Origin of the sequence: Xylanibacter brevis ATCC 19188 (genome assembly GCF_000621725.1) — a bacterium.
Taxonomy (GTDB): domain Bacteria; phylum Bacteroidota; class Bacteroidia; order Bacteroidales; family Bacteroidaceae; genus Prevotella; species Prevotella brevis.
Genome location: NZ_JHXM01000008.1, coordinates 121258 through 142802, shown reverse-complemented (window position 1 = coordinate 142802; position 21545 = coordinate 121258). Strand labels below are relative to the sequence as shown.

Genomic DNA, 21545 nt, shown 5'->3' with positions numbered 1-21545 from the left:
AAAAAATAAGAATTTTAGTACCTTTGCACCTTTATTTTATACTATTTGCCGTATTCTTCGTACGACACGTTTTCTGTTTTCCACTTATCCTTGGGTGTGGGCTGCTCGGCAGGATAGCCTACAGCGATAACGCAAAGGGGAACAATAGCGGAAGGCAACTGCAAAAGACTGGTCACAGCCGAGACACGCCCATCGATGGGGTAAACACCTGTCCAAACGGCTCCCAAGCCGAGTGCGTGAGCAGCCAAAAGGATGTTCTCGGTAGCAGCCGAACAATCCTGCACCCAATACTCTTGTGCCTTGCCACTGAGGGCCTTATCAAGATCCCCGCATACAACAATTACCACAGGACACTGCTCGAGCATACGGTTGCGACCGGCACCCAGTACGGTGAGCTTGGCCTTGTCGCTCACCACAACGAAATGCCAAGGCTGGCGATTGACTGCTGTGGGAGCTGCCATACCGGCACGAAGCAGCATCTCGACCTGTGATTTAGACACAGGCTGCGAGGTGAACTGACGAATACTGGTGCGAGTCATGATGGAACTGATGGTAGGATTCAGATACTGACGGATGTCGGCTTCCACACGAGTGATATCCTCGGTAGGCTCATAACGACGAACGACATTGCCTTCAGCATCAACCAGGAATTTGGTGAAGTTCCACTTGATGTCGCTGTTCTTGTCGTAGTTGGCATCTTTTTTGCGCAGCATGCCGTCCATCATCTTGCCTGTGGGATCGTTGACGTCGAAGCCACGGAACCCCTGCTGCCCCTTCAGATAGCTAAAGAGCGGATGGGCATTGGCGCCGTTGACATCAATCTTGTCGAACTGTGGAAACTGAATATCGAAGTTGGCGGTACAGAACTGATGTATCTCCTCGATAGAACCAGGTGCCTGTTCGCCGAACTGATTGCAGGGGAAGTCGAGAATCTCGAGACCCTGAGCATGAAACTTCTCGTAGAGGGCTTCCAGTTCCTTGTACTGAGGTGTGAAGCCACAACGGGTGGCAGTGTTGACAATGAGCAGCACCCTACCCTTGTAGTCAGCCAACGAAACATCGGTGCCAGACTCATTTTTCACTTTGAAATTGTAGATTTGTTGCGCAACAGTATTCATCGCGCATACTGAAGCCAAAAAGCAGATAACTAATAGTTTTTTCATCGTTTGTATATATAACGTTGTATATAATAAGAAGGCACGAACCTAGTTAGTTATTGTATGAGGAGAAAAAGAAAAGAAAAGTGGTTGATCATCACTGACCAACCACAAAAAACTAAACTAAACAAATACTTTATGAATTAATGCTATTAAATTACAATTCAGGGATAATAGCCGATAACCAGTTTTCTATACGTGCATCAGTTTTATCATCCTCATTGATATCGTCAAGGGGAAGACCGATGAACTTTCCGCCAACAACGGCTTCTGAATCGTCAAAGTCGTAGCCGTCTGTATCTACACTGCCTATGAACTTGGCACCGCAATCCTTGATTCCATGATACAACTGACCAATGCCACCCACGAAGGTGTCGCCATAAGAAGCGCAGTCACCACATCCAAAAAGGGCGATGGTCTTGTCGCTGAGGTCGGCACTCTGCAGCGTTTTCAATCCATCATACCAGTCGTCTTGCAGTTCGCCGGCGCCCCACGTTGAAGTGCCGAGTATCAAATTGTTATTGGCTGCGACGACGTCAGCATTGAGATCCTGCACGTTCAAGGCCTGGCAACCCAGTTTCGAGGCAATCTTCTCAGCGATAGCCTCGCATGTTCCAGTAGAGGAGCCATAAATTACGATCGTAGTGTTCATACTTTATTTATACTATTTATTATGGTTAATTTTGATTGACACACGAATGCTCACATTTTCGCTTACAATACCTTTGGCACTGCGCACAAATGTCGTAGCCCAGCATAGCACCGAGGATAAAATCCTCTTCGGGGGAAAGCTGATTGAGCGGACGCGTGACGATGAGGCGAATGGCCTCAAGACACTCGCGGCGCCCAAAATACATATTCAGATTCTGCCGACCTGCTGGCTGTAAGATATAGGGAATGCCCTGACTCTCGAGTCGCTGCACCGCCTGCTCGCCAAACTTCTTATGACATGTAAACAGAACCATCTGCCGAACACCTTTGTTCAGCTCGTAGATGTGGTTCATCAGCACCTTCATCTCTGTGGGTATTGTCGTTCTTGTTTTCATCGGTGCAAAGGTACGACAGAATATAAACATGCGCAATACCTAAATCATAGTGTTTCACTTTTCACACAGCCGATTCTAAGAACAAAAACTGATTAATAAAAAATAGGTATTAAGGAGCATCACACAGAAAACATTTCAAAATTAGTTGTTAAAACATGGTGACATATGCTTTATTATTAGTATATTTGCAAAAAATAATAACAGATTAAGATTATGGCATTATTAGACTTAGTGAAACAAAGGTATAGCTGCAGAAGCTATGAAGAGAAAAGTGTGGAACAGGAAAAGCTCAATTATGTGATGGAATGCGTTCGTATGGCTCCATCTGCAGTCAACAAGCAGCCCTGGAAGTTTCGTATCGTAAAGAATGAAGAGGAGAAGACGAAGCTGAGAGAGTGCTACCGAGGCAACTGGTTTGGCACTGCCCCCATGTACATCATCTGCAGTATCCTGCACGACCAGGAATGGGTGCGCAGAGACGGCAAGCATCATGGCGACATCGACATCGCTATTGCAGTAGAGCATCTGTGCTTGGCAGCCACAGAACAAGGGCTGGGCACCTGCTGGGTCTGCAACTTCGATGCTGAGAAATGCAAGCAATCGTTTGAGTTAGACGATAACGAAGAGCCAGCAGTGCTGATTCCGCTAGGCTACCCAGCCGACGAGCCATCGGCAAAGATTCGTAAGGAGATGACAGAGATCCTGAAATAACACCCATTCAAAAGTGCCACTATTCCCTCATAATAGTGGCACTTTTGTTTGCTAATAGTGCCACTTTAACGTGTTAATAGTGCCACTTTCGGACCTTTCGACTTAAGTCGTGAGATCTGTTGACTTAAGTCGTGAGATCTGTTGACTTAAGTCGTGAGGCCTGTTGACTTAAGTCGTGAGGTCTTTCGACTTAAGCCGTGAATTAGAAGAGTAACGCTTTTATGTTGGTAAGACGTTAGTTTTAGGTTGAAAAAGGCCTTATCCCAATCCACTATTCTCGTTGTTTTTTCGTACCTTTGCATCAAAATAAGAAAAAATGATTCGAAATCTGCTATTGGTAGCATTGGGTGGAGCAGCAGGCTCTGTATTACGCTATCTGCTCTCAAACATCAACGCCTCGTTTCCTTGGGGCACGATTGTCGTCAACATTCTTGGTTCTTTGCTCATCGGCTTGTTGGTGGGCTTGGGCGGCAAAGGCGTTCTGTCTCCAGAGATGAAACTGCTGCTGGTAACAGGTTTTTGTGGTGGCTTCACTACCTTCAGCACTTTTGCCAACGAATCCTTTGGTATGATGAAGGCGGGCGACATTCTGCTGACTGCCCTATATGTTGGCGTCAGCGTTGTTTTAGGCATCCTGGCCGTATGGGGTGGCATGACACTGTCCAATCTTCGAGGATAGCATCATGACACTTCGACTAGGTAGAATAGTAAGCAGTTTCTTACTTAGCACTATAAAACAAAAAGGCGACAGACTGAATGAGTCTATCGCCTTTTCTTACTTTGTACACCCGCAGGGGTTCGAACCCTGGACACCCTGATTAAGAGTCAGGTGCTCTACCAACTGAGCTACGGGTGCATCACTAAAAACGAATCTTTTTTCCTTTTGAAAGTACACCCGCAGGGGTTCGAACCCTGGACACCCTGATTAAGAGTCAGGTGCTCTACCAACTGAGCTACGGGTGCATCGTTTGTCGTTTTGCGGGTGCAAAGGTACATACTTTTTCTGATACGACCAAACTTTTTAGGACTTTTTCTTTGAGAAAATGCTATTTTCTGCAATTTTACCCTATCTGGTGGCACGAAAACCCTCCAGATTATCATATTTGCGCTTCATCATGCGTAAATAGATGTTGCGCAACCACCATGGATGAGACAACGTGCAGAGGGTGCCAATGGCTATCATAATGAGAAATGCAGTGGTCTCGTCGAACAACAGTAGCAGCACTGTAACTAAAACCATGGGAAGAAACATAGCCACCAGCTCAATAATCATCTGAAGTCCATTCTCCACATTTCCCTTACCCGTGATTTTCTGATTCAGAGGAATCGTCTGCTTATTATATACTGCCAACTGGAACAGCATGCAATAAAGCAGTCCGCTGGTGGTTGTTATATATGCCAGCATCATGAGCCAGGTGAACTTACCTTCAATGACGGCTGGAGTCAAGATAAGCAGAGGTACCATGAGGATTGCTACATGAAAGTAGTACTTGGCACGTAGTAAAGCAATGATATTTTCCCGATGTACCAACAGGAGATCCATATAGTTGCCCTCGGGCGCCATAATCTTAACCAATGTGGTCATTCCATAAAGAGCAAAACAATAGTAGCACCAGAAATTACGCATCATAAAGCTATCATACACATTGGTATAGGCCACAATTCCCGAAAACAATACAATTGTAGTGAGGCTCCCCATGAAACGAGAACGTATGGCCTTGTTTCGCATGATAGACTTAATCTCAAGTTTCAGGTACTCGCCTATCTGCCCAAAACGCTCGAGGAAGGAAAACTTGAAAACACGCTTCAAGTCGCTCTCTTTCTTTTGCATGTTGGCTACCTCCTCATAAGCATAGCGGAACTGAAGTACCCTGTTGACAGAAAACAACAGAACTAATAGCGATAACGAGACAACTACCATCCAACCAGAACAGCCTGCTTTTACAAAGAAATCAAACAAGGCATCGCAGACAGCATTGTCATCACTAAAGATCAATGGAACCAGATAGCTCGCATAAACCACGATGGGGAGTGCCCACCAAAACAGCGAGCGCCGGATGAGTGTACGTACTAGAAGATACCACTGACTATTGAAAAGAACAAAGAGCATACCGCTCATGAGTATGCCGAGCGAAGTCAGAAAGCCTGCACCACCAAAGAGAATGACAACACAATAGGGCAAGAAGAGACAAAGCCACATCATGTTGTAGCCACTTAGCAGTGAGTTGACAAGAAAATGCTCAATCACTGACAGGCGAGGCAAAGGCAGCAACAGATAAGGGGTGACCAGCATCGCTGGCGTCTGTTGAATCATGAAACGCATGCCGAAGTCTATCAACAGAAAGATTGGCAAAACAGAAATGAGAAGACCTGGTTTGCTGCTCTCATTGGCTGGCATGGCAAGCATAGTGCCCAACAAGATGAGATAGATCATCATGAAGCCAGCACCAATATAAAGCATCACCTGAGCTACGACGCTTTGCTCAAATGCAGGACTGCGACGATAACTCAGGCGATTATTCTTTCTAAGAAGCAGGAAAAGTGATAAGCGATTCATCAGCGTAAATCAATAACCTCGGCAGAGGGGAAATCTTTAGAATTAAAATGGAACTGTGCATCAGCGAGCTTATCTTTCTTCAGATGACTGATGGTAAAGGTGGTCCACTTTGATTTCTGCAGCAATTTCACCTCGGTGGGATGATAGCTCTTTTGATCTATGGTGATAAACATCTCCTGCACCCTGCGCTTTGCATCTTTGGCAGTGAGATGAACGCGATAGCTACCCGAAGACTTGGTCATAGTGTAACTGAATCCTGTCTTATACATATTTATAAAATTATAGGGATTCAGCACCTGCAACTGCGACTCGCTAGGAGTGGTGACGTTGACCTCGTCGTTCTTATTCATATAAGTCCACAGTGTCTTGCCGTCGAACCACATCTTGGCAACATTGGTTGAGGCACGAAACATGCGTCCCTTCACAGCAATATCGCCACTGGTATTGCCATACTGCGCACTCGTCATCGTGAAGTGAGCTGACACACCATTCTTGCTACTAACCACAGCGGCACATTTGTCGAGCACTTGCTTGGCCGTCTGTGCTGCGGTGTGTGTAAACGTCATCTGCAATGCTAAAAGCATCAGCGCAAAAAACAATCTTTTCATTATATATCTCTCCTTATCTTTATACGTTATCTAATTTGACTAAGCAAATTCTCGAGACTTACTTCATCCTTTATAAGCACCTCACGAGGCTTTGAACCATGAGCTGCACCTACAATGCCTGCTTTTTCCAACTGGTCCATCAATCGACCTGCACGATTGTAGCCGATGGCAAACTTGCGCTGAATAAGACTCGTAGAGCCTTGCTGACAGCCTACAATCAGACGGGCCGCATCTTCAAACATCGGATCAAGATGAGTCAAATCAGCATCGTTGGCTCCCCCACTCTCTTCACCATCACCAACAGGAGGTTCTGGCAGCTCGTAAGGAGCAAGATATCCCTGCTGCTTAGCAATGAACTGGTTGATATCATCCACCTCGGGAGTATCCACAAAAGCACATTGCACACGGATAGGATCGTTGCCCTGCAGATAGAGCATATCGCCACGACCAATGAGCTGCTGGGCACCCATGCGGTCCAGGATGGTCTTCGAGTCGATGCCCTGACTCACCTTGAAGGCGATGCGTGCAGGGAAGTTAGCCTTGATGGTACCAGTAATAATATTAGTGGTAGGACGCTGCGTAGCGATAATCATGTGGATACCCACGGCACGAGCCTTCTGGGCAATACGCGCAATAGGAAGTTCTATCTCCTTACCTGCTGTCATAATCAGGTCGCCGAACTCATCGATGACCACTACGATATAAGGCATGAACTTATGTCCCTTCTCTGGGTTCAGCTTGCGGGCAATGAACTTACGGTTATAGTCCTTGATGTTTCTCTCGCCAGCAGCCATCAACAACTCGTAGCGGGCATCCATCTCCACGCAAAGTGACTGAAGCGTACGAACCACCTTAGAGGTGTCTGTAATAATAGGATCGTCGGCCTGTTCTGGCAATGCAGCCAGGAAATGTTTAGAGATGGAGCGGTAGATACTGAACTCCACCATCTTGGGGTCAACCAGCACGATCTTCATCTCAGCAGGATGCTTCTTGTAGAGCAACGAGGTAAGGATGGCATTCAAACCAACTGACTTACCCTGACCAGTAGCACCTGCCACCAACAGGTGGGGTGCCTTGGCGAGGTCGAACATAAACACCTCGTTCGTGATGGTCTTACCCATAGCGCAGGGCAACTCCATGGTTGACTCCTGGAACTTCTTCGAGTTCAGGATAGACTCCATCGACACGATATTCTGCTTGGCGTTAGGCACCTCGATACCGATGGTTCCCTTACCAGGAATAGGCGCAATAATACGAATGCCAAGAGCTGCCAGGCTCAACGCGATATCATCCTCAAGGTTGCGGATGCGCGAAATCTTCACGCCCGAAGCTGGGGTAATCTCGTAGAGTGTGATGGTAGGACCTACAGTGGCCTTGATAGAGCTGATTTCTACGCCAAAGCTACGCAACACGTCCACGATACGGTTCTTGTTGCGATTTTGCTCTTCCATATCGATGTAGGGCTTACCGTCTGACTCGTAAACTTTCAGCAGGTCGAGCGTGGGATAATGATAGTTTTCCAAGTCGCGCTTAGGATCGTAAGGCTCCATCTCCTCGATGTTCACCAATGCGCCCTCTGCCTTATCTTCGGCAGTGCCTGCATTGACATCGATAATAATATCATCATTGTTATTATCATCTTCCTGAGCAGGAACCTGAACAACAAATTCATCGTCGTTGGTAACAACAGGAGTTGCAGGGATGTCGGGCTCTACAGTCACGAAGCTATCATCTTTGAACTCCACAGTTTCTGACATGGGGTCGTCGAACACCTCGGGATCCTCTACAATATGAAGCGGCTCATCATTGCTGTTATCATGCGCTTCTGCAGAAGAGCTAATTGTAAAAGGCACATTCTTGGGAATCAACCTCAGGGGGTTGAGCACCTTTCTTAAAATGATAATAGTCTCACTACTTACGTAGATCAGGAAAAGCAAGGCTATGCATATCATGATGGCAGCCAAACCTGGCATGCCTACAAATCCCTCAATCATCTTACCTGCCCACAGACCATGACCACCACCGAGATTGAAGTGCAGGTCAGGGACAATGGGCGATACAAACATTGCCAACGATACCGATGTCCACAACATGAGTAACATCAAGCAGAAGAACCACTTGATGAGCTTGGCTTGATAAGCCTTCATCAATCTCAAGGAAACCAGAAAAAGGAATACAGGAATACAAAAAGCAGAGACACCGAAACAATGACTCATGAAATAGTATGCCGACTTGGCTCCCAATGAACCACAGGCATTTTGGAACTCACCGTTTTGATTGGCCATCTCGCCAGGATTGGTATCCTCGATAATACTTTGGTCAACTTGTCCGGTGGTGAAATATGATATAAAGGCCCAAATCAGAAAAACGGATACAGCAAAGAGCAACATACCAATTACAAAGTGTAATCGCTCGTTTTGGAATATCTGTTTAAAGTTACTTAACCCTATTGACTCCATCAATGATGGTGCTTGCGTCTTGCTGTTTCTATTGTTTCTTGTGGTTTTCTTTGCCATTCTATTTGGTCATTCGTTAATTCAGTGCAAAATTAGTGGAAAAAATCCACATTAGGTCAAAAAATCGCATTTTTTTTGTATTTTTGCACCGCAAAAGAAGATAATAATGTCAAAGACTATATACAACAAATACGATAAAAAGAGGATCGCCTCTTTGCCAGTGGCATCATTTGAGGGCAGAATCATTGTCATCCTAACTGCTGGTGAAACGGAAAAGGCAGTCAACTACCTGCTGTCACAACCAATACTTGGTTTTGACACAGAGACACGTCCTTCATTCAAGAAGGGACAGCATCATAAGGTTTCTCTGCTTCAGGTATCAACAGAAGACACCTGCTTCCTGTTTAGGTTGAACCATACAGGATTGACACCAGCATTAGTACAACTGCTCACCGACAAGACGGTGAAAAAGATTGGATTATCCTGGCACGACGACCTGAATGCGCTACATAAGCTTAGCGACTTCAAGGCCGGTTGTTTTACTGATATCCAGGACTTTGCAAAAGTGCTTGGCATAGAGGATCTCAGTTTGCAGAAGCTATACGCCAACCTGTTTGGACAGAAAATCAGCAAGCGCCAACAATTGAGCAACTGGGAAGCAGACATACTAAGCGACAAACAGAAAACCTATGCAGCAACCGATGCGTGGGCATGCATCAAGATATACCAGGAACTGGTTAGGCTGAAAGAGACAAATGACTATCAACTCGTAATACAACAAGAAGACAATACATATGCAGAAGTATAAGAAGATATATCTCAAAAGAGGTAAAGAAGAGAGCTTGTTACGTTTTCACCCTTGGGTTTTCTCGGGTGCCATCCAACAAATGGATGAAGGTATAGAAGAAGGCGAAACAGTTCAGGTGCTGACTTCGCGCAATGAATTTATTGCCGTAGGCCACTATCAGCAGGGGTCTATTGCTGTACGTATTCTGTCGTTTAGCGACGTAGCTATTGACGAGAAATTCTGGCAGTCGCGCCTGTCTTCTGCCTATCAAATGCGCCTAAGCATAGGTATTGCCGGCAATCCAAGTAACAACACTTATAGACTGGTGCACGGAGAAGGTGACAATCTGCCAGGACTTATCATCGATGTCTATGGACCAACGGCTGTAATGCAGGCACATAGCATCGGCATGCACTTATGTCGTCACGACATTGCCCGCGAGTTGGTCAACGTGATGGGTGATCAGATCACGAGTATCTACTACAAGAGTGAGACCACCCTACCCTATATGGAGCCCGAGAATGGTTTTATCTACGGTGGATGCAACGATGATACGGCCCTTGAAAATGGACTAAAGTTCCATGTTGACTGGCTGCACGGCCAGAAAACTGGATTCTTTGTAGATCAGCGCGAGAACCGCTCGCTGCTGGAACATTATGCAAAAGGCAAGAAGGTGCTGAACATGTTCTGCTATACAGGAGGCTTTTCTTTCTATGCTATGCGCGGCGGTGCCGAGCTGGTACACTCTGTTGACAGTTCTGCAAAGGCTATCGACCTGACTCGTAGCAACGTGGAACTGAACTTTCCTGGAGACAAACGCCATGAGGCTTTCTGCGAGGATGCATTCAAATATCTGGATGGAATGGCAGGTAAGTACGACCTGATTATTCTGGACCCACCGGCTTTTGCAAAGCATCGCGGTGCACTACATAACGCTTTGAAAGGCTATACCCGTCTGAACAACAAGGCTTTCGAAAAGATTGCAAAAGGAGGCATTCTGTTCACGTTCTCTTGTTCACAAGTGGTCACCAAGGATCATTTCCGCAATGCAGTCTTTACGGCTGCAGCTCAAGCCAAGCGCAAAGTGCGCATCCTGCACCAATTGCATCAGCCCGCAGACCATCCTGTGAACATTTATCACCCAGAAGGAGAATATCTGAAAGGACTTGTTCTATATGTTGAATAAGGTAAGGCAGTTCATCGAACGTCATCATTTGCTCGACGTATCGCAGAAATATCTTGTGGCCCTCAGCGGTGGCGCAGACAGCGTCTGCCTTCTGCTGATGCTAAAAGAGCTAGGATACAAAGTTGAGGCTGTTCATTGCAACTTCAATCTACGCGGTGAAGAGAGCTATCGAGATGAGGCGTTTGTGAAACAGCTTTGCAGCACGCAACACATTGAACTACACTTGATACATTTCGATACCAGGACCTATGCTTCACTTCATAAGGTCAGCATTGAAATGGCTGCGCGCGAACTGCGTTACAACTACTTCGAGCAGTTGAGAAAAGACCTGCACTGCGCTGGCATTTGTGTGGCACACCACGAGGACGATACGGTAGAAACCGTCTTAATGAACTTGCTGCGCGGTACTGGATTACGCGGATTGACAGGCATCAAACCTTGTAATGGCTATATTCTACGCCCATTGTTATGTATCAGTCGTTGTGACATAGAATCATGGCTTAAAAGCAAGGGACAAGCTTATGTCACTGACAGCACAAATCTGGAGGCTGATGTGATGCGCAACAAATTGCGCTTGCAGGTAATACCGCTTTTGAACCAGGTATCACAAGGTGCCAAAATAAACATCCTTAAGACGACTCGTCACATGACCGAAGCCACAGCAGTCTACGAGAAGAGCATAGCAGATGCGCTTACACGGCTGGTTAAAGACGATACAATATCTATAGAACAACTATGCCAAGAGCCCTCGCCAGAATGTATTCTCTACGAATGGCTTAGCGCGAAAGGATTCTCTTCACAAACAATTGAAAGCATTAGCGACTCGCTGAACCAATTGCAGGCGGGACGCGAGTGGACTTCGGCAACACATCAATTGACGGTTCATCGCGGTCAGCTTGTTCTAGAGCCACTACATGCAGAACTGCCATCACTGCGAATTCCAGAAACAGGCGTCTATCATTATAATGGTACTGAGAAGTATCGCATTAAGAAAGAGGAAGGGAAACAGATTGTTTTAGACTGTCAAAGTGCCTGTTTGGACGCAGAAAAGCTACACTTTCCGCTTACAATTCGGCCAGTATTGAATGGCGACCGCTTTCAACCATTTGGAATGAAGGGCACCCGACTGGTGAGCGACTTCCTCACTGATGTACACCTAAGCATTTTCGATAAGCGCAGAACACTGGTGATATGCGATGCCAATGGTGAGATTGTGTGGCTGGTAGGCCACCGCCCCGATCATCGTTTTTGCATCACCGATAGCACCAAAAATACCATTATCATTTCAAGAGAAAAACTCAAGTAAATTTGGTTGTATCGAAAATAATGTATAATTTTGCAAACAATAAAAACAAATATCTCTAAAAACAAACAAGAAAATGTTGAAACCATTAAACAAGCACTTTGCACCTAAGAGCGTAATGCCCGAGAAGGTGATTCAGTTTGGCGAAGGAAACTTCCTTCGTGCATTCGTAGATTGGATTATCTGGAATATGGACCAGAAGACCAACTTCAATGGATCCGTTGTTGTGGTTCAACCACTGGCACAAGGAATGGTTGAATGGTTGAACGGACAGGACTGTCTGTATCATGTCAATTTGCAGGGACGCGAAAACGGCAAACCTGTCAACACACTAGAGCGTATTGATGTGATTAGCCGCTGTCTGAACCCCTACTCTCAGAACGATGCTTTCATGGCACTAGCCGACCAGCCCGAGATTCGTTTTGTGATTTCTAACACCACAGAAGCAGGTATTGCTTTCGACCCATCGTGCAAGCTGGATGACAAACCCGCCAGCAGCTATCCCGGTAAGCTTGTTCAGCTGTTGTATCGTCGTTATCAGACGTTCAATGGTGATCCTACAAAAGGACTGATCATCTTCCCCTGCGAACTTATCTTCCTGAATGGTCACGTTCTGAAAGATTGCATCCGTAAATATATCGAACTGTGGCAATTGCCCGAGGGCTTCAGCAAGTGGTTTGAGGAGTCTTGCGGTGTTTATGCAACTTTGGTGGACCGTATCGTACCAGGCTTCCCTCGTAAGGAGATTGCACAGATTCAGGAAAAGATTGGCTATCGTGACAATCTCGTTGTTCAGGCCGAGAACTTCCACCTGTGGGTTATCGAAGCGCCAAAAGAGGTGGCAAACGAATTCCCTGCCGACAAAGCAGGCCTGCACGTTCTGTTCGTCCCCTCTGAAGAGCCCTACCATAAGCGTAAGGTTACACTCCTAAATGGTCCTCACACTGTTCTCTCGCCTGTAGCTTATCTCAGTGGCGTAAACATCGTTCGTGACGCTTGCAACCATGATGTTATCGGCAAGTACATTCACAAGGTACAGTTTGAAGAGCTGATGCAGACGCTCGATCTGCCTATGAAGGAACTGGAGAAATTTGCCAGCGATGTACTGGAACGCTTTGACAACCCATTTGTGGATCATCAGGTGACCAGCATCATGCTGAACTCATTTCCCAAATTCCAGGCTCGCGACCTGCCCGGTGTAAAGACATACCTGGAGCGTAAGGGTGAACTGCCTAAGGGATTGGTATTTGGTTTGGCGGCTATCATTACCTACTATAAAGGTGGTAAGCGTCAGGATGGCGCAGAGATTACGCCTAACGACGATCCAAAGATTATCGAACTGCTGCAGCAATTGTGGGCAACTAACGATACACAGAAGGTGACAGACGGTGTACTTGCTGCCGATTTCATCTGGCAGGAAGACCTGAATAAAGTGGATGGACTGAATAAGATGGTTAAAGAGTTCCTCGACCTCATCCAGAGCAAGGGTATGCTTGAGGCCGTCAAGACCATTCTCTAAAATTTGAATTTTACAATTAATGGCAGATGGTCGCTGAACCCTTTCTGAAATCTGATGCCATTATAAGAACGTAAAGGACGCTTTCCTCCGAAACGAACATCATCGTCAAGGAGGAAAGCGTTGTCGTTGATATAGGTTGATTCTACACAATCGGCAACACGCTTCGAACATAAAAAGTGATCTAAAGAGCGCCACTCACCCTGAAAGCGATAGGTACCTTTTGCCTCTCCACATATACCTACCGTATTCTTTGTAACATTGACAAGCGAGGATTCCTCCAGATATTTCAACGATGCATCATCGAAATAATCATTAAAGTCGCCCGTCACAATCACCCTCTCCTGATGATGCATCTTTACCTGGCGACTAATTATCTCTGCCACTTTCATGCGGTACGGACGCGTTTCTTTCTCACCACCATATCTACTTGGAGCGTGAACCACATAGATATGTAGTGTATCACCCGTGATAATCTGCCCTTGCACATATAGAATATCACGTGTGGGTCGCATTTCTGGCAACACAGGTACTTCGAGCGACTCATAACAAAGCGGGCGGAAAGAAGCTGGCTGATAGAGTAAGGCCACGTCAAGTCCTCTCGCATCGGGTGAGGTGGTCATCAGATACTCATACCCAGCATTTCGCAATAAGGAGCGTCGCGTCAGTTGATGAAGGACAGAATCATTTTCAACTTCTACCAATGCAACGAGATCAGGTAGATGATCCGAACAAGATAAAATCTCCTGCCCAATTCTGTTCAACTTCCCCCAATAACGGGTTCTTGTCCAATAACGTTTGCCGTCCGGCAGAAACTCGCTGTCCTCCTTCCCTACGTCGTGAGAAGTGTCAAACAGGTTTTCGCAGTTTAACTCAACGAATGTAAGGAAGGAGGACAGCAGAAGGGATAGGATCATCTTAGCAGACTTTCTCCAGTCGTTTCATGATTAAGAACATGAAGGTTGATGCCAATAGGCAAAGACCAGCGAACACTGCCCATACCGTCCAAAGAGGAAGTTCGCCCCACAGGAGCCCACCAACCATTACAAGCTGGTTGCCAAGAGCAGTAGATACGAACCAACCACCCATGCAAGCGCCCTTGTACTTTGGAGGTGCTACTTTTGATACGAACGAAATACCCATTGGTGAAAGCAACAGCTCACCAAATGTAAGGATGAGATAGGTGCTGATCAACCAATATGAAGAAGCACGTGGGGCAGCATCACCAAGATTTGCCTGTTCTACAGGTGAAGGCAATGTCAGTGAAGCATAAAGCATCAAACAGAAGGCCACTGCGGCAACAATCATACCATACGCAATCTTTCGAGGAGCTTTAGGTTCCTTATTGCGTGATGCCAGCCAACCAAAGATAGACAAAGACACAGGTGTCAACGCTACTACATAGAAAGGATTGAACTGCTGGAAGATAGGAGCTTTCACCTCTACAGCACCATCAATATGACTATAGTTGTAGTAAAGGAATACTAAAGCTGCAACAACTGCAACAACTGCAATGACCTTACTCTTTGAAGTCTTACCCTGGAAGAGTGAGAAAGCAGAATAAACCATGATAATGATGGCAACGAGGTTCCAAACATTGAAAGCCATTGACTTCAAACCGTCTGCAGAAGTCTCATTATATTCGTTAGCAAAGTATGTCAAAGAAAGACCATTCTGGTGGAAAGACATCCAGAAGAAGGCTACAACACCAAATACCAACAGAAGAGCAATGAGACGCTCTTTTGTTTCTGAGGGTGACAGTGTATCTTCTTCTACTTGATTACCATTCTTCTTAACACCGCCCTCAACATGACGGAAAGTACTACGGAAAGCATAGTAAATGGCGATAGACAAAATCAGTGAAGCACAAGCTACTGCAAATGCAAAGTGATAAGAGTCATTCTCGCTTACGCCGAGGTTCTGCTGAGCCCACTCCATAATACGAATGGCCGCCGTGGGTGCAAACAAGGCACCAATATTGATAGCCATATAGAAAATAGAGAAACCTGCATCGCGCTTATCAACATATTGGGGATCATTATAGAGGTCGCCTACCATCACCTGAAGGTTACCCTTGAACAATCCGGTTCCTAAACCGATGCTCAGTAGTGCTACAAGCATCACAACAAGTGCGACCGTGTTGCCACCAAGAGGAACAGACAACAGCAGATAGCCCAGGAACATAATGATAATACCCGTGGTTACCATTTTTCCAAATCCGAATTTGTCGGCCATAAAGCCGCCAATCAGTGGAAAAAAGTAAACAAACATCAAGAACGAGCTATAAATAACACCGGCTGTGCCTGGTGTCAAGCCGTAATTAGCTCTTAAAAACAAAGCAAAGACGGCCAACATAGTGTAATAGCCGAATCGCTCTCCGGTGTTGGCAAGTGCCAACGCATAAAGACCTTTTGGTTGGTTTTCAAACATAGTTATTTAATTTTGGTATTTTTACTTTTTACTAAATCAAAGAGATAGGTCATTTTGATGACGATGTTACTAATGTTGGAGCGGGCAAAATAGTCCTGTTTTGAATTGCCATAGATGTCGCCAAGACCATAATAATAGCGACCTTCAAGTAATAAATGGCCTGCATGAGGTATAGAGAACTCTAATCCCAAACCTGCAGCTATACCATAGTCCACTTTATGCTCTACTGACATCGTATCCTGGGCTATTATTGATGAAGTACGTGAACTGAGGTTGATATCCGAATACTCGAAATTCTTCTTTGTTTTCTCGTTTAGGAATATACCGAGCTGCGGACCTGCTTGAAAGAAGAACTGCAAGCCACGACGTTCTCGTCCCCACCCTAAACGGGCAAAAACAGGAATTTGAAGATATGTCATATCTCGCTGATACGATTCTGCCAAACCAGTTACCGCATTAATCACTGGCTCATCGTCTGGGGTCTTGATATCTTCCTTCCATCCCAACTGAGTATAATTGACCTCAGCAACAACAGCACAGATACTATTGAAATATTTCTCTGAAGTATATCGCAGCGTCAGTCCTCCAGTCAGACCAGTATGCTGACTTTGCGGCACAGTTGGTGTGAAACCAATATTACTGAACACATAGCCGCCATTAACGCCAACGGCAAATTCATTACGATAATCGCCAATTTGAGCCTTTGCAGCAGCAGTAACTGCCAACAGGACTGTTGAGAAGAAAAAGCGCTTCACCATTCTATTAATAATTGAGAGCATCGATTGTGAAGTCTGGCTTATAGTGAATAAACATATATGCTTTGTTTTGTAATCCTCCATGACTTACACGTTCAAACTTCAGCGGGGTTTGAACTGCCTGATAGTTGAATCGACCAGGTGCACCATCGAACTGCATTCCGTACTTATGGAGGCCACGCAGGAAATAGACCGCATGATCAAATCCTGATAACGCGAAACGAGGCATGATAGTAATCATGTCTTGATGAAAATTCCAACGATAGCGCTGCAGCAGACGAATGGTCTGGGGAAAATTGACATTCGTGTAAAATGGTGCAGGAATATATGTATCAAAGCGATGGAAATGAGATTGCTGAGCATAGATGCCTCCCAGCCACTCTGTATAACCGAATACGGAAATCTGCACGTCAGGATGCTGCTGAAGAATGGTATCCAATCTCTTGTACAATTGCGGTATATACGAAGTATTTTCCGTATTAAGTACAACCACATTGGGGATACCCTTCAAGAATGCGCCCATAAAATGTAGATCCGATGAGTTGATACTTGTAAGATTATACATCTTTCCATCTTTCTCAAACTGCTTTCTTAAGGCACTGGTAAAACCTCCCTTAGAACTATTCGCATCGCTGCAATTTATAATAATGGGATGATAATCCTTGAACCATATAGCGAAACGACGAGCCGTGATGTCATCGAGATCTTCAGAGGGTTGATAAATTTGGAATATATACCGATTGTTGACAATCTCTGGGATGTCCAGCGAGAATGGAACAACCATCAGACATTGATGCTGCTGGGCAAAAGCTGCCAAAGTGGGTACATGCTTGTTGTAATAAGGTCCAATTAAGATATCGCATTTAGCAGCATCAATCTGAGGCAGCAGAGCTCCAAGGTTTGTGTCTTCCGACAGATTCCAGGCATGTATATCTACAGAAATACCTTCGTGTTTCATACTATCGCAGGCCATCAAAATGCCTCGATAGTACTCTAGCATTCGTTTTCCATCGTTATTTTGCAGATGTAAAGGCAGCAACACGCCCATACGAATAGGTCGCTGGCGAACATCGTCAACGGCAAATATCGTGCGGCCATTCTGGCTATCACCATTTGTAGTCACAGGAATATTTATCAGGTCACCTTTCTTCAACTGATAATCTGGCTGGAGCATAACCGGGTTGGCTTGCTTCAACTGTTCCTGAGTGATACCATACATTCGAGCGATACCATAAACGGTCTCTTTCTTCTGTACTTTATGCACCTTCACATATTGTGCACGGATAACACCTACACAACATAACAAAAGAACGATGCAAATATTACGTAACAATCGAGCCATAATCTTTATAACTGCTTTTTCGAGTGCAAAAATACGAAATAAATATGAAATGATTGCAAGCAAAGCAAAAAATGTTCTAACAAAGGAGGGTTTATTTTCAATAAATTAGTATCTTTGCACGTTAATACAATAAAAACGATGAGAAATAGATTAATAAGTTTCCTTTGGTTACCTCTAATGCTTTTACCCCTGATGGCAACTGCACAGGATGTTGATCCTCAGGCATATTATGTCGATGATGAGACAAATGCGCAAGTATCATCGAACATTTCCAATGCGCAAGCGCCACTCGAAGTAACATTCAGGGCTAACCCTACAGGAATGGAGAACTACACCCCATCATACGAATGGCATTTCAGAAAAAAGACAAATAATAACTACGAAGAGTTATTTGTTAGATACGAGGAAGAAACACAATATACTTTCCGTGAATCGGGAACATATAGTGTGATACTGAAGACGAAGCTTGACAATCAGGGGACAGAACTTGAAGAGAAAGAGATCGTCATTACGATTGTTGAAAGCAAGCTGGATTTCCCCAATGCGTTCTCGCCTAATGGAGATGGAATCAACGACACGTTTAAAGCAAAAGAAGGATACAAGAGTATTGTCAAGTTCAAAGCTATCATTCTGAACCGATGGGGACAAAAGTTATATGAATGGAACAGTCCTTCAGGCGAATGGGACGGAACATTCAAAGGGAAGCCTGTGAAAGACGGAGTTTACTTCCTCCACGTCAATGCGAAAGGTGCCGATGGTGCTATTTATGAGTTTCGCAAAGATATTAACCTGCTGAGAGGATTTACCGAAGGAGGGGCTTCGTCATCGACACACTAAGGAATAAACTTTATGGAACAAAACAATAAGATTCAAGTATTCGGGGCACGCGTACACAACCTGAAGAATATCGATGTGGAGATACCACGCAATTCGTTGACCGTTATTACGGGTCTATCGGGTTCTGGCAAATCCTCACTGGCCTTTGACACGATATTTGCAGAAGGACAACGACGTTACATTGAGACATTCTCTGCTTATGCTCGCAACTTCTTGGGAGGAATGGAACGTCCTGACGTTGATAAGATTACTGGCCTATCGCCTGTAATAAGCATAGAACAAAAGACGACTAACAAGAACCCTCGTTCTACAGTAGGTACGACCACAGAGATCTACGACTATATGCGTCTGCTTTTTGCTCGTGCTGGCAAAGCCTATAGCTACGAAACGGGCGAACCAATGGTGAAATATACTGAAGAGAAGGTGCAAGAGATGATTCTGAACGATTACGCTGGCAAACGCATCTTTATCCTAGCACCACTAGTCCGTTCAAGAAAGGGCCATTATCGCGAACTCTTCGAGGCTATGCGTCGTAAGGGATATCTCAACATGCGTATTGATGGAGAACTCGTTGAGATAAAGCTTGGCATGAAGGTTGATCGCTACAAGAACCACGACATCGAGGTAGTCATTGACAAGATGGCCCTTCCCAAGACGCCAACGGAAGGTGGTGCAGATGAACGCCTAAGAAAATCGGTTGCCTTAGCCATGAAGCAAGGAGAAGGCCTGATCATGATACTCGACAAAGATTCTGGTGAAGTGAAATACTTCTCTAAAAGATTGATGTGTCCAACTACTGGTATCTCATATAGTGACCCTGCTCCCAACAACTTCTCGTTTAACTCGCCACAAGGTGCTTGTCCGCGATGCAAAGGGTTAGGCAAAATTAACGAGATAGACCTGAACAAGATTATTCCCGATAAGAAAGCAAGCATACATGACGGTGGAATAATTCCTTTAGGAAAATACAAGAACCAATTGATTTTCTGGCAGATAGACGCCATTCTCAAAAAATATGATTGCGACATCAAAATACCTATCAAGGATATTCCAGATGAGGCAATGAACGAGATATTGTATGGCTCGCTTGAAGATGTACGCATCGACAAAGACGTGGTCAAAACATCAAGCGACTACTTTGTTCGTTTCGATGGTATCATCAAATATCTTCGTGACATCATGGAAAGTGATGATTCGTCGAGTGCGCAGAAATGGGCCGACCAATTTATGGCTGAATGTGAATGTCCCGAATGTCATGGCCAACGTCTGAACCGCGAAGCACTATCATACAAAATATGGGATAAAAACATCAGCGAACTATCGTCGATGGACATCAGCGAACTGCGCCAATGGCTGGATGAGGCTGAAAAGCACTTGGACAATCAGCAGAAGCAGATAGCAGCTGAGATACTAAAAGAGATACGTACTCGCTTGGATTTCCTGCTGGATGTAGGTCTTGATTATCTCTCTTTGAATCGTCAATCAGCTTCGCTGTCGGGAGGTGAGAGTCAGCGTATTCGTCTGGCTACACAGATTGGCTCACAGCTTGTAAACGTACTATATATTCTCGACGAGCCTTCTATCGGTTTACATCAACGCGACAACGAACGCCTCATTAATTCTTTGAAGGAACTGCGAGACCTTGGAAACACGGTCATTGTGGTAGAACACGATAAAGACATGATGCTGGCAGCAGACTATGTGATAGACATCGGTCCGCGCGCTGGCAGAAAAGGTGGTGAAGTGGTCTTCCAAGGTACGCCCGAGGAGATGATGAAAACCAACACCATTACAGCTCAGTATCTGAGTGGTATTCTTCAATGTAGTGACACGACTGAAAGGCGAAAAGGCTCTGGTAAGAGTCTTGTTATTCGCGGATGTACTGGCAACAACCTTAAACATGTAGATGTTAGTTTCCCATTAGGAAAGCTCATCGTAGTGACAGGTGTCAGTGGTTCTGGAAAATCAACACTTATCAACGAGACACTTCAGCCCATCTTGTCACAGCACTTCTACCATTCTGTCAAAAAACCGATGCCATATGAATCAATTGAAGGCGTAGAGAATATAGATAAGGTGGTAAATGTTGATCAGTCACCACTGGGACGTACTCCTCGTTCAAACCCTGCCACATATACGGGCGTTTTCTCTGATATTCGCTCTCTGTTCGTCAATCTGCCTGAAGCAAAGATTCGTGGCTACAAACCTGGACGCTTCTCTTTCAACGTCAAGGGCGGACGATGCGAGACCTGTGGCGGAAATGGATACAAGACAATAGAAATGAACTTCTTGCCTGATATCCAGGTACCATGCGAAGCATGTCATGGCAAACGATATAATCGTGAGACGCTGGAAGTTCGCTATAAAGGCAAATCGATTGCCGATGTGCTGGATATGACCATCAATCAAGCCGTGGAGTTCTTCGAGAATGTGCCGGATATCCTTCGTAAAATAAAGACCATTCAGGACGTAGGACTGGGTTACATCAAACTTGGACAGCCCTCCACTACCCTCTCTGGCGGTGAGAGTCAGCGCGTAAAACTGGCTACAGAGCTTTCGAAGAAAGACACTGGAAAGACGCTTTACATCCTGGACGAACCGACCACCGGCCTTCATTTTGAAGACATACGCATTCTGATGCAGGTCATCCATAAATTGGTGGATCGTGGTAATACGGTTGTTATCATCGAGCACAACCTGGATGTTATCAAACAGGCCGACTATATTATTGATATGGGACCAGAAGGTGGACGTAAAGGCGGCACTTTACTTTGCGAGGGTACGCCCGAGGATGTTGCCAAAAGCAAGAAAGGCTTTACGCCTATTTTCCTGAAACAAGAGTTGCAATAGGACA

Annotated in this window: 18 protein-coding genes and 2 tRNA genes; 8 read left to right on the top strand and 12 right to left on the bottom strand. The window is 45.3% G+C overall.

Annotated features, from left to right (window positions below; translation table 11 throughout):
• Nucleotides 1-41: 41 nt before the first annotated feature.
• The 3 genes from T433_RS17010 to T433_RS0105645 all read right to left on the bottom strand — a co-directional run bounded on the left by T433_RS17010 (nt 42) and on the right by T433_RS0105645 (nt 2203).
• The gene (locus T433_RS17010; RefSeq protein ID WP_081778383.1) at nt 42-1163 is read right to left on the bottom strand and encodes a nitroreductase family protein; all 1122 of its coding nucleotides are present in this window, start codon (nt 1161-1163) and stop codon (nt 42-44) included.
• A 151-nt stretch (nt 1164-1314) separates the two neighbouring features.
• The gene (gene fldA, locus T433_RS0105650; protein ID WP_027455177.1) at nt 1315-1809 is read right to left on the bottom strand and encodes a flavodoxin FldA; all 495 of its coding nucleotides are present in this window, start codon (nt 1807-1809) and stop codon (nt 1315-1317) included.
• Nucleotides 1810-1834: 25 nt separating this feature from the next.
• A complete protein-coding gene (locus T433_RS0105645; protein ID WP_027450382.1) occupies nt 1835-2203 on the bottom strand; it encodes a DUF2023 family protein in 369 nt (122 codons plus the stop codon).
• A gap of 213 nt (nt 2204-2416) precedes the next feature.
• Here T433_RS0105645 and T433_RS0105640 point away from each other — a divergent pair, with 213 nt between their 5' ends.
• Both T433_RS0105640 and crcB read left to right on the top strand, forming a co-directional pair.
• Nucleotides 2417-2914 carry a nitroreductase family protein gene (locus tag T433_RS0105640; protein ID WP_027455176.1) on the top strand — a complete coding sequence of 166 codons (498 nt, stop codon included), beginning with the start codon at nt 2417-2419 and terminating at the stop codon, nt 2912-2914.
• 316 nt (nt 2915-3230) lie between these two features.
• A complete protein-coding gene (gene crcB / locus T433_RS0105635; RefSeq protein WP_027455175.1) occupies nt 3231-3593 on the top strand; it encodes a fluoride efflux transporter CrcB in 363 nt (120 codons plus the stop codon).
• Between the two features lie 104 nt (nt 3594-3697).
• On the opposite strand, the gene T433_RS0105630 is transcribed toward crcB, so the two are convergent.
• The 5 genes from T433_RS0105630 to T433_RS0105610 all read right to left on the bottom strand — a co-directional run bounded on the left by T433_RS0105630 (nt 3698) and on the right by T433_RS0105610 (nt 8595).
• Nucleotides 3698-3770: transfer RNA gene (locus T433_RS0105630), tRNA-Lys, on the bottom strand.
• Between the two features lie 34 nt (nt 3771-3804).
• A tRNA-Lys gene (locus T433_RS0105625) sits at nt 3805-3877 on the bottom strand.
• Nucleotides 3878-3980: 103 nt separating this feature from the next.
• A complete protein-coding gene (locus T433_RS0105620) occupies nt 3981-5471 on the bottom strand; it encodes a DUF5687 family protein (protein ID WP_027455174.1) in 1491 nt (496 codons plus the stop codon).
• Nucleotides 5471-6079: an outer membrane lipoprotein periplasmic chaperone LolA1 gene (lolA1, locus tag T433_RS0105615; protein WP_027455173.1), complete on the bottom strand. Its 609-nt coding sequence runs from the start codon at nt 6077-6079 to the stop codon at nt 5471-5473. Before lolA1 ends, T433_RS0105620 begins: the two co-directional genes overlap by 1 nt.
• Nucleotides 6080-6105: 26 nt before the next feature.
• Nucleotides 6106-8595, bottom strand: a complete 2490-nt coding sequence (locus T433_RS0105610) for an FtsK/SpoIIIE family DNA translocase (RefSeq protein ID WP_027455172.1) — start codon at nt 8593-8595, stop codon at nt 6106-6108.
• Nucleotides 8596-8701: 106 nt separating this feature from the next.
• Between T433_RS0105610 and T433_RS0105605 the strand changes: the two genes are divergently transcribed.
• The 4 genes from T433_RS0105605 to T433_RS0105590 all read left to right on the top strand — a co-directional run bounded on the left by T433_RS0105605 (nt 8702) and on the right by T433_RS0105590 (nt 13330).
• Nucleotides 8702-9343 carry a 3'-5' exonuclease gene (locus T433_RS0105605; protein ID WP_027450388.1) on the top strand — a complete coding sequence of 214 codons (642 nt, stop codon included), beginning with the start codon at nt 8702-8704 and terminating at the stop codon, nt 9341-9343.
• Entirely contained in the window at nt 9330-10508 is a 1179-nt protein-coding gene (locus tag T433_RS0105600) for a class I SAM-dependent rRNA methyltransferase (protein ID WP_044109294.1), read from the top strand. Before T433_RS0105605 ends, T433_RS0105600 begins: the two co-directional genes overlap by 14 nt.
• Nucleotides 10498-11814 carry a tRNA lysidine(34) synthetase TilS gene (gene tilS / locus T433_RS0105595; RefSeq protein WP_027455170.1) on the top strand — a complete coding sequence of 439 codons (1317 nt, stop codon included), beginning with the start codon at nt 10498-10500 and terminating at the stop codon, nt 11812-11814. Before T433_RS0105600 ends, tilS begins: the two co-directional genes overlap by 11 nt.
• A 76-nt stretch (nt 11815-11890) precedes the next feature.
• A complete protein-coding gene (locus tag T433_RS0105590; RefSeq protein ID WP_027455169.1) occupies nt 11891-13330 on the top strand; it encodes a tagaturonate reductase in 1440 nt (479 codons plus the stop codon).
• On the opposite strand, the gene T433_RS0105585 is transcribed toward T433_RS0105590, so the two are convergent.
• Genes T433_RS0105585 through T433_RS0105570 form a run of 4 tightly spaced genes read right to left on the bottom strand, consistent with a single transcriptional unit; the run spans nt 13327 to nt 17818 of the window.
• Nucleotides 13327-14244 carry an endonuclease/exonuclease/phosphatase family protein gene (locus T433_RS0105585; protein ID WP_027455168.1) on the bottom strand — a complete coding sequence of 306 codons (918 nt, stop codon included), beginning with the start codon at nt 14242-14244 and terminating at the stop codon, nt 13327-13329. The two genes, T433_RS0105590 and T433_RS0105585, sit on opposite strands and share 4 nt — an antisense overlap.
• Nucleotide 14245: 1 nt before the next feature.
• Nucleotides 14246-15757 (bottom strand): peptide MFS transporter, encoded by a 1512-nt coding sequence (locus T433_RS0105580; RefSeq protein ID WP_027455167.1) that lies wholly within the window; start codon nt 15755-15757, stop codon nt 14246-14248.
• A gap of 2 nt (nt 15758-15759) precedes the next feature.
• Entirely contained in the window at nt 15760-16515 is a 756-nt protein-coding gene (locus T433_RS0105575) for a porin family protein (RefSeq protein WP_044109320.1), read from the bottom strand.
• A gap of 4 nt (nt 16516-16519) precedes the next feature.
• Nucleotides 16520-17818: a LysM peptidoglycan-binding domain-containing protein gene (locus tag T433_RS0105570; protein WP_162164176.1), complete on the bottom strand. Its 1299-nt coding sequence runs from the start codon at nt 17816-17818 to the stop codon at nt 16520-16522.
• A gap of 228 nt (nt 17819-18046) precedes the next feature.
• On the opposite strand from T433_RS0105570, the gene T433_RS0105565 reads away from it, so the two are divergent.
• Nucleotides 18047-18691: a T9SS type B sorting domain-containing protein gene (locus tag T433_RS0105565; protein WP_231478029.1), complete on the top strand. Its 645-nt coding sequence runs from the start codon at nt 18047-18049 to the stop codon at nt 18689-18691.
• A gap of 12 nt (nt 18692-18703) precedes the next feature.
• Nucleotides 18704-21541, top strand: coding sequence for an excinuclease ABC subunit UvrA (gene uvrA, locus T433_RS0105560; protein ID WP_027455164.1), 2838 nt, complete (start codon nt 18704-18706; stop codon nt 21539-21541).
• Nucleotides 21542-21545: the final 4 nt, after the last annotated feature.